The organism is Pseudomonas sp. TE6288 (assembly GCF_054062095.1).
The window spans coordinates 67,098-75,673 of sequence record NZ_JBSSEW010000026.1 but is presented as its reverse complement, the minus strand read 5'-3'; the positions used below and the strand labels follow the sequence as shown (position 1 = coordinate 75,673).

General features: G+C 62.8%; 7 protein-coding genes. 4 read left to right on the top strand and 3 right to left on the bottom strand.

The genetic code is table 11. From position 1 onward, the window contains the following. Positions 1-162 precede the first annotated feature (162 nt). Both ACVWY1_RS23185 and ACVWY1_RS23180 read right to left on the bottom strand, forming a co-directional pair. Complete coding sequence (locus ACVWY1_RS23185; protein ID WP_457378805.1) at positions 163-801, bottom strand: peroxiredoxin; 639 nt, start codon at positions 799-801, stop codon at positions 163-165. Between the two features lie 164 nt (positions 802-965). Beyond that, positions 966-2,330 carry an OprD family porin gene (locus ACVWY1_RS23180; protein ID WP_277502466.1) on the bottom strand — a complete coding sequence of 455 codons (1,365 nt, stop codon included), beginning with the start codon at positions 2,328-2,330 and terminating at the stop codon, positions 966-968. 500 nt (positions 2,331-2,830) lie between these two features. On the opposite strand from ACVWY1_RS23180, the gene tauA reads away from it, so the two are divergent. The 4 genes from tauA to tauD are packed head-to-tail and all read left to right on the top strand — an operon-like array spanning position 2,831 to position 6,312. Continuing rightward, positions 2,831-3,802: a taurine ABC transporter substrate-binding protein gene (gene tauA, locus ACVWY1_RS23175; RefSeq protein ID WP_277502465.1), complete on the top strand. Its 972-nt coding sequence runs from the start codon at positions 2,831-2,833 to the stop codon at positions 3,800-3,802. A gap of 13 nt (positions 3,803-3,815) precedes the next feature. Beyond that, on the top strand, positions 3,816-4,595 hold the full coding sequence (tauB, locus tag ACVWY1_RS23170; protein WP_457378804.1) for a taurine ABC transporter ATP-binding subunit: 780 nt from the start codon (positions 3,816-3,818) through the stop codon (positions 4,593-4,595). Beyond that, a complete protein-coding gene (gene tauC, locus ACVWY1_RS23165; RefSeq protein WP_457378803.1) occupies positions 4,592-5,431 on the top strand; it encodes a taurine ABC transporter permease TauC in 840 nt (279 codons plus the stop codon). Before tauB ends, tauC begins: the two co-directional genes overlap by 4 nt. A gap of 47 nt (positions 5,432-5,478) precedes the next feature. Further along, a complete protein-coding gene (gene tauD, locus ACVWY1_RS23160) occupies positions 5,479-6,312 on the top strand; it encodes a taurine dioxygenase (RefSeq protein WP_457378802.1) in 834 nt (277 codons plus the stop codon). 88 nt (positions 6,313-6,400) lie between these two features. Here tauD and betT read toward each other — a convergent pair whose 3' ends face one another. Next, complete coding sequence (gene betT / locus ACVWY1_RS23155) at positions 6,401-8,362, bottom strand: choline transporter BetT (RefSeq protein ID WP_173862440.1); 1,962 nt, start codon at positions 8,360-8,362, stop codon at positions 6,401-6,403. Positions 8,363-8,576: the final 214 nt, after the last annotated feature.

Here is an 8,576-nt window from a genome sequence, read left to right as displayed (position 1 = left end):
AGAACGCCGGTTTGTAGATGTGTTTGCTCGCACGAACATCATCCATCAAACCGGCGTTCTTGTTTCTGTCTTTCCCGGGATTCCGTGAAGAACCATAAAAAAGGGCCGTCGAAACGGCCCGAAGATCCCTGCTTGGCTAAGAGCAATGCAACGAGGAATGCTTCAACGATTGGGTTGCGGGGTCAGCCGCAGATAGGGTTTCACCGCCCGATACCCTTTCGGGAAACGACGTTTGATTTCATCTTCGTCCTTGAGCGAAGGCACGATCACTACCTCATCGCCGTCCTGCCAGTTGCCCGGCGTGGCGACCTTGTAGTTGTCGGTCAGCTGCAGCGAGTCGATCACCCGCAGGATCTCGTTGAAGTTGCGCCCGGTACTGGCCGGATAGGTAATGGTCAGGCGCACCTTCTTGTTCGGGTCGATGACGAACAGCGAGCGCACGGTCAGAGTGTCGTTGGCGTTGGGGTGGATCAGGTCGTACAGGTCGGACACCTTGCGGTCGGCATCGGCGATGATCGGGAAGTTGACCACGGTATTCTGGGTCTCGTTGATATCGTCGATCCACTTGTGGTGCGAGTCCACCGGGTCCACCGACAGGGCGATGGCCTTGACCCCGCGCCTGGCGAAGTCATCCTTGAGCTTGGCGGTCAGGCCCAGTTCGGTGGTGCACACCGGGGTGAAGTCGGCCGGGTGGGAGAACAGCACGCCCCAGCTGTCGCCCAGCCATTCGTGGAAACGGATCTTGCCGACGCTGGAATCCTGTTCGAAATCGGGGGCGATATCGCCAAGTTTGAGGCTCATGGAAGCGGCTCCTGTGCTGTGTCTGGCCTTGTGGGTTCAATGTGCCTGCTTCCGTATAAAAACAAAAAGAATAAATATCGATTTATTTATAACCAGATTGCATACGGATTCGCAGACACAAAAAAGCCTCGCACTAGGCGAGGCTTTCTTTGTGCAGCTACGACTTACATGAAGGCGTAAGTGTAGTTGACGATGAAGCGAGTCTGGTCCTGGTCGTTTGCAGCGCCCGAACCGGTGCCGCGATAAACGCCCTGACGCAGGCTGAAGCCCAGACCCTTGAGCGTGCCTTCCTGCAGAACGTAGTCGACGCGAGCGTCGCGCTCCCACTCGCTGAAGGTACCGTGGCCATCGGTGTTACGACCATCCTGACCACGCAGGTAAGCTACCGAAGCCTTCAGGCCCGGTACGCCCAGACGGGCGAAGTCGTAGGAGTACTGACCGAAGGTGGTGTTTTCACCCGCCTTGGCGAACTGGTTGATCATGCTGTCGGTGAACAGGTAGAAGCTGGCGCCGCCAGCACCTTCGGCACGGCCGTTACCATCAACGACACCACCCTGGTTCAGCCAGACGAAACCACCATCATCGTTGACCTGCTGATGACCGAGCATCAGCGCGTGGCCACCGAGGGTATAGGTGAACATGGCGGACCAGGTCTTGTTGTCGACCTTGCCGGTTTCCTTGGCATAACCACCGTTGTTGTTGAAGTTGTAGCCGCCGCCGTGACCGTTCTTGCCGTCGCTGCTGCTGTCGAAGTAGCGCAGGTCGGTCTTGAACGACTGATCGTCAGCGATCTTGAACACGTGGGTGGCACCCAGGAAGCTCTGCTTATAGAAGTCTTCCAGGTTCGAGTAGTAGTACTGCAGGGTCAGGTCTGGAGTGAGCTTGTAGTCCAGGCCACCGTAGCGGAACTTGTTGCTGTCAGCGCTCGCGCCGTTGACCGACAGGCCGGTACGGTTGCTCGACGCACGACCCATCGCATGGGTCAGCTGACCGGCGTTGATGGTCAGGTTGTCGATTTCCTTCGAGGTGATGGTGGCACCTTCGAAAGTTTGCGGCAGCAGTCGACCGTCGTTGGAGACAAGGATCGGCAGCATCGGTGCGAGAGCGCTACCGAAGTGTGCTTCGGTCTTGGAGAAGCGAGCCTTGGCGTTGGCGCCGACACGGGCCCACTGGCTTACCGAGGAGCCATTGCTGTCGTCTGGGAGGAAGCCGGTCTTGTGGTAGCCCTTGCCACCATCCAAGTGGATACCCCATACAGCTTGGGCATCGACACCGAAGCCTACGGTGCCTTCAGTGAAACCGGAAATGTAGTCCAGTTTGAAACCTTGACCGGTTTCACGCTGATCCGGACGCTTGCCGGCCGGGCGAGTCGCGGTCGCCGGAGTGGCGTGCGCTTCACGGTTGTTGTTGTCGAAGTACATGGTGCGCGAGCTCAGGGACAGCTTGCTGTCCTCGACGAAACCTGCAGCGCCTGCTTGTTGGGCGAGAACCCCCAGTGCCACGGCCAGAGCCAGGCTGGACTTGTACATGTTTTGCTCCTCTACGTTCTAATTTTTGTGCGTCTCAAGCGGCGGAGTCTGCTGCCCCACTCACCCGGATTGGCGATTTAGCACCAAAGCGTGACCGCCTAGTCAATCACTAACGATCGATTCGCGACTTTGGTCTAACCCGCCGACCTGCGCTACAGGATAATGACAATCCTATAAATCCAAAATGACCGTTTTATGAATCTGTAAGATTTTTACGGAATAACATCGGAACCATTCCTACGAATCGTTGTATCGACGCCGTCAATCATACCTTTAGGTTATGTGCAAACGTTTGCAAGGGTGGCGACCAACGGCCTCCCGTCGGAACCGATCAAGCGTAGCTAGCTTGGGGGATTCCGCCACTGGCACCGCCGCCCCACACGGACGGAGGTCAGAGCGATTGGCTTTTAAGCTAATTCTAAAAAGTTATTTATTTCATGTTTCTTAGATCATCTAGTCTTCTCGCCATCTATCCCGAATGCCTGACGAGAGGTTCAACCATGATCCCGCATGCTCCGCTGCGCCTGTTCGCCGCCCTGACCCTCGCCAGTGCCAGCTGGCTGGCCCAGGCCGCCGACCTGACCGTCGCCTACCAGACCACCGTCGACCCGGCCAAGGTGGCCCAGGTCGATGGCACCTATGAAAAGGACAGCAAGGCCAGCATCGACTGGCGCAAGTTCGACAACGGCGCCGATGTGATCACCGCCGTCGCCTCGGGCGACGTGCAGATCGGCTACCTCGGCTCCAGCCCGCTGGCCGCCGCCGCCACCCGCAAATTGCCTGTGGAAACCTTCCTGATCGCCACCCAGATCGGCGCCGGCGAGGCCCTGGTCGCCCGCGACAGCATCAAGACCCCGCAGGATCTGGTGGGCAAGAAAGTCGCCGTGCCGTTCGTTTCCACCGGCCACTACAGCCTGTTGGCCGCGCTGAAGAGCTGGAACATCGACCCGTCGAAAGTGCAGATCCTCAACCTCGCGCCACCGGCGATCATCGCCGCCTGGAAACGCGGCGACATCGACGCCACCTACGTCTGGGACCCGGCCCTGGGCGTGGCCAAGGAGAACGGCAAGGTGCTGATCACCTCCGGCGAGCTGGCCGAGAAAGGCGCGCCGACCTTCGACGCCTGGATCGTGCGCAAGGACTTCGCCGCCAAGCACCCGGAGATCGTCAAGTCGTTCGCCAAGGTCACCCTCGACGCCTACGCCAACTACCGCAAGGACCCGAAAGCCTGGCTGGCCGACAAGGACAACGTCGCCAAACTGGTCAAGTTGTCCGGTGCCAAGCCCGCCGATATTCCGGTACTGCTGCAGGGCAACGTCTACCCACTGGCCGCCGACCAGGCCAGTGCCCTTGGCGCACCGACCACCCAGGCGCTGACCGACACCGCCACCTTCCTCAAGCAGCAGGGCAAGGTTGATGCCGTGCTGCCGGACTACGCGCCCTACGTCAGCGCCCAGTACCTGCCCAACTGATCCGGAGCCCGTCATGGCCTTGCTCGAGCTGGAGCGCATCAGCGCACAGTACCCCGGCGCCACCACCCCGGTGCTGGCCGACATCAATCTGAGCCTGGGCCCGCGCCAGCTGCTGGTGGCCCTCGGGCCTTCCGGCAGCGGCAAGACCTCGCTGCTCAACCTGATCGCCGGCTTCGTCGCTCCCAGCGGCGGGCGCATCACCCTCGATGGCGCACCGGTGCAAGGCCCGGGCGCCGAGCGCGGCGTGGTGTTCCAGGACGATGCGCTGCTGCCCTGGCAGGACGTGCTCGGCAACGTCGCCTTCGGCCTGGAGCTGGCCGGCGTGCCGCGTGCGCAGCGTGAAGCCAAGGCGCGCGAGATGCTCACACTGGTCGACCTGGCCGGCTTCGGCGAGCGGCGTGTATGGCAATTGTCCGGCGGGCAGAAACAACGTGTCGGTCTGGCCCGGGCGCTGGCCGCCGACCCACGGGTGCTGTTGATGGATGAACCGTTCGGCGCCCTCGATGCCTTTACCCGCGAACAGATGCAGGAGCTGCTGCTGCAGGTCTGGCAGCGCACCGCCAAGCCAGTGTTCCTGATCACCCACGACATTGAAGAAGCGGTGTTCCTCGCCACCGAGCTGGTGCTCCTGGCGCCCAATCCGGGGCGGGTGGTCGAGCGCCTGCAACTGGACTTCGGCCAGCGCTACGCCGCTGGCGAGTCGGCCCGGGCGATCAAATCCGATCCACGCTTCATCGAAACCCGCGAGCACGTGCTGGCGCGGGTGTTCTCGCAACGCCAGGAGTCCGCATGAGCAGCATCGAATTGCCGGCCGCCGCCAAGCAGCCCCCCCGGACGCCACCTGTCGTGAAAACCCGCAAGCCCTTGCCGACCCGCTGGATCAGCGCCCTCACCCTGGCATCGCTGCTGTTGGTGTGGTGGCTGGTTACCGCCGCCGGCTGGATCGAGCCGCTGTTCCTGCCCTCGCCCGCCGATATCCTGGCCAAGGGCTGGACGCTGCTCACCCAGGGCTACATGGACGCCAGCCTGTGGCAGCACCTGGGCGCCAGCCTGGGGCGCATCGGCCTGGCGCTGCTGTTCGCCACCCTGACCGCCATCCCGGTGGGCATCGCCATCGGCTACAACCGCGTGGCCCGCGGCATCCTCGATCCGCTGATCGAATTCTACCGGCCGATTCCGCCGCTGGCCTACCTGCCACTGATCGTCATCTGGTGCGGCATTGGCGAGCTGTCGAAGGTGCTGCTGATCTACCTGGCCATCTTCGCCCCGATCGCCATCGCCACCGCCACCGGCGTGCGCACCGTCGACCCCGCCAAACTACGCGCCGCGCAGTCGCTGGGCGCCAGCAAAATCCAACTGATCCGCCATGTGATCCTGCCCAGCGCCCTGCCCGACATCCTCACCGGCATCCGCATCGGCCTCGGTGTGGGCTGGTCGACCCTGGTCGCTGCCGAGCTGATCGCAGCCACCAGTGGCCTGGGCTTCATGGTGCAGTCGGCGGCGCAGTTCCTGGTCACCGATGTAGTGGTGCTGGGGATCCTGCTGATCGCCCTGATCGCCTTCGCCCTGGAGATGGGCCTGCGCGCCCTGCAGCGCAAGCTGGTGCCCTGGCACGGCCAGAGCCATTGACCCTGAATGACCACGCCGGCAACCCGGCACCTGGAACGAGAAACGACATGAGCCTGACCGTTACCCCCTTGAGCCCGGCACTGGGCGCGCAGATCAGCGGCGTGGACATCAGCCGCGACATCACTGCCGAACAGCGTGACGCCATCGAGCAGGCGCTGCTCGAGCACCAGGTGCTGTTCTTCCGCGACCAACCGATCTCCCCCGAGCAGCAGGCGCGCTTCGCCGCCCGCTTCGGCGACCTGCATATCCACCCGATCTACCCCAATGTGCCGGAGACACCGCAGGTGTTGATCCTCGACACCGCAGTCACCGACGTGCGCGACAACGCCGTGTGGCACACTGACGTGACTTTCCTGCCGACCCCGGCGCTGGGCGCGGTGCTCAGTGCCAAGCAGCTGCCGTCCTATGGTGGCGATACCCTGTGGGCCAGCGGCATAGCTGCGTTCGAGGCGCTGTCGGCGCCACTGCGCGAGATGCTCGACGGCCTGACCGCCACCCACGACTTCACCAAGTCGTTCCCGCTGGAGCGCTTCGGCACCACGCCCGAGGACCTGGCACGCTGGGAGGCGACCCGGCGCAACAACCCGCCGCTGTCGCATCCGGTGGTGCGCACCCATCCGGTCAGCGGACGCAAGGCGTTGTTCGTCAATGAAGGGTTCACCACGAGGATCAACGAACTGAACGAACTGGAGAGCGAGGCGCTGCTCAAGCTGCTGTTCGCCCATGCGACGCGACCAGAGTTCAGCATTCGCTGGCGTTGGCAGGAAAATGACGTGGCGTTCTGGGACAACCGCGTGACGCAGCACTTTGCGGTGGATGACTACCGCCCCAGCCGGCGGGTGATGCATCGGGCGACCATCCTGGGGGATGCACCGTTCTGAAAGATCCGGGGAGGCCGTTGGCCTCCTTTCGCTGACAAGCCAGCTCCCACAGGTTTTGCCACAACCCTGTGGGAGCGTCCCCAGCGTTCTACCTGACCAGGTGCAGGTACTGCATGTGCCGCTCGTACTGGTCGAGGATGTCGTTGATGATCTGTTCCTTGCTGTAGCCCACCAGGTCGTAGTTCTGGCTGCCCTCGGACAGATGCACCTCCGCACGGTAGTAGCGGCGGTTCTTCAAGTCCTGGGTGCCCAGCCCGCCCAAGGCGAACGATGGCGTGAAGTAGCCGCGCATCTGCACCTGGTAGATGAACGGCTGCTCCTCGCCATGGCCGATCTTCAGGCTGACGTTGTCATGGCTCGGGTCGTCCTGGGTGATCAACACCAGGCCCTTCTGCTCGAACACCTCGCGCACTTCGGCGATGGCCGGGCGCACCACGTCGTCCATGAAGCGATACACCTCGTCCCGAGACGGGAAGTGCACCGCCTGGCTCAGGCGTTGGCGCCAGCCGCCACGCCCGCGCCGGGATTGGGCGAACGGCGCCAGCGAATGCATCTGCGCGATCTGCCGCTGGCTTTCCAGGTAGAAGGCCTTGTGCAGCCCCCACATCATGCACAGCAGGATCAGCGAGAACGGCAACGAGGTCAGCACCACCGCCGACTTCAGCGAGTCGATGCTGCCGGCGAACAGCAGGCTGCTGGTAATCAGCGCGGTCATTGCGCCCCAGAAGATCCGCAGCCAGTTCGGGCCGTCCTCGTCGGCGCCGCCGCCCTTGGCCGACAGCGTCGACAGCACCACGGTGCCGGAGTCGGCAGAAGTGACGAAGAACACGAAACTGATGAACACCGTCACGGCGATCACCGTCTTGCTCCACGGGTAGGTTTCCAGCAGCAGGTACAGGCTCATCGACGGGTTGTCGAGAGCTGACTGGCCGAGCGCGGTCATGCCGTGGTTGATCACCTGGTCGAGGGCGCTGTTGCCGAAGATCGACATCCACGCCAGGGTGAAGCCCAGGGGAATCAGCAGCACGCCGAAGACGAACTCGCGAATGGTCCGGCCCCGCGAGATACGGGCGATGAACAACCCCACGAACGGCGCCCAGGCAATCCACCAGGCCCAGTAGAACACCGTCCAGCCGCCCAGCCAGTCGCGCTGCTCGCCGTAGGCGTACACATCGAAGCTCTTGCGCGGCAGGGCGCCAAGGTAGTCACCGAGGTTCTGGATCAGGGTGTTGAACAGGTGCTGGGTGGGCCCGGCGAACAGCACGAACAGCAGCAGCGCACAGGCCAGGAACAGGTTGATGTCGCTCATCACCCGCACGCCCTTCTCCACCCCGGCGACCGCCACGGCCACCGCCGCGCCCATCATCAGGGTGATGAGGATCACCTGCACCCATTGGCTGTGGCTGATGCCGAACAGGTAGTCCAGGCCTGCGTTCAGGTGCAGTACGCCGAAGCCCATGTCGGCGCCCAGGCCGAACACCGTGGCGATGATGCCGAAGCCATCCACCGCGTAGCCGATCGGCCCGTTGATGCGCTTGCCGATCAGCGGGTATAGCGCCGAGCGCAGGGCCAGTGGCAGGTTGTGGCGGTAGGCGAAGTAGGCGAGCGCCATGCCGACGAAGGCGAACACACCCCAGCCATGCAGGCCCCAGTGCAGGAACAGGATCTGCATCGCCTGGCGCCCGGCCTCGGCCGTGCCCGCCTCGCCCTGCGGCGGCTGGAGCATGTGGGTCAGCGGTTCGGAGACGCAGAAGAAGAACAGCGTGATGCTGATACCGGCGGCGAACAGCATGCCGGCCCAGGACAGGTAGCTGAACTCGGGTTCGTCGTGGTCGGCGCCGAGCTTGATCTTGCCGTAGCCCGACAAGGCAGTGACCACCACGAAGACCAGGTACAGGGTCATGGCCAGCATGTAGTACCAGCCGACCGTGTTGGCCGCCCAGTTCTGCGCGGCCAGCAACCACTCGCCGGCAGCCTGGGGCTGGGCGATGACGATCAGGCCGAAAATGAGGATGAAGCTTGCCGCGAAATAGAACACGGGGGGGTTCATGCGGATCTTGCCGTTGGCAAGGTCGGGGGTCGGTGCACTCATTGAACGGGCACCTCGTCACGGGACGTGAGGTTCGGATTGAACGGGTTCAGCAAAGGCGATTCCTCCTTTTGAACACCGGCAATGGACCAGCGTTTTTCGTTGAACAAGCGTTCAAGTTAAACATGGATTGGATTTCAATGCGACCCGATGCCGCTCCAGGACGTGATCGAGG

Excerpts from the sequence above, each read along its gene's own strand:
- ACVWY1_RS23185 (WP_457378805.1), bottom strand. The coding sequence starts at position 801 with ATGAGCCTCAAACTTGGCGATATCGCCCCCGATTTCGAACAGGATTCC.
- ACVWY1_RS23180 (WP_277502466.1), bottom strand. The coding sequence starts at position 2,330 with ATGTACAAGTCCAGCCTGGCTCTGGCCGTGGCACTGGGGGTTCTCGCC.
- tauA (WP_277502465.1), top strand. The coding sequence starts at position 2,831 with ATGATCCCGCATGCTCCGCTGCGCCTGTTCGCCGCCCTGACCCTCGCC.
- tauB (WP_457378804.1), top strand. The coding sequence starts at position 3,816 with ATGGCCTTGCTCGAGCTGGAGCGCATCAGCGCACAGTACCCCGGCGCC.
- tauC (WP_457378803.1), top strand. The coding sequence starts at position 4,592 with ATGAGCAGCATCGAATTGCCGGCCGCCGCCAAGCAGCCCCCCCGGACG.
- tauD (WP_457378802.1), top strand. The coding sequence starts at position 5,479 with ATGAGCCTGACCGTTACCCCCTTGAGCCCGGCACTGGGCGCGCAGATC.
- betT (WP_173862440.1), bottom strand. The coding sequence starts at position 8,362 with ATGAACCCCCCCGTGTTCTATTTCGCGGCAAGCTTCATCCTCATTTTC.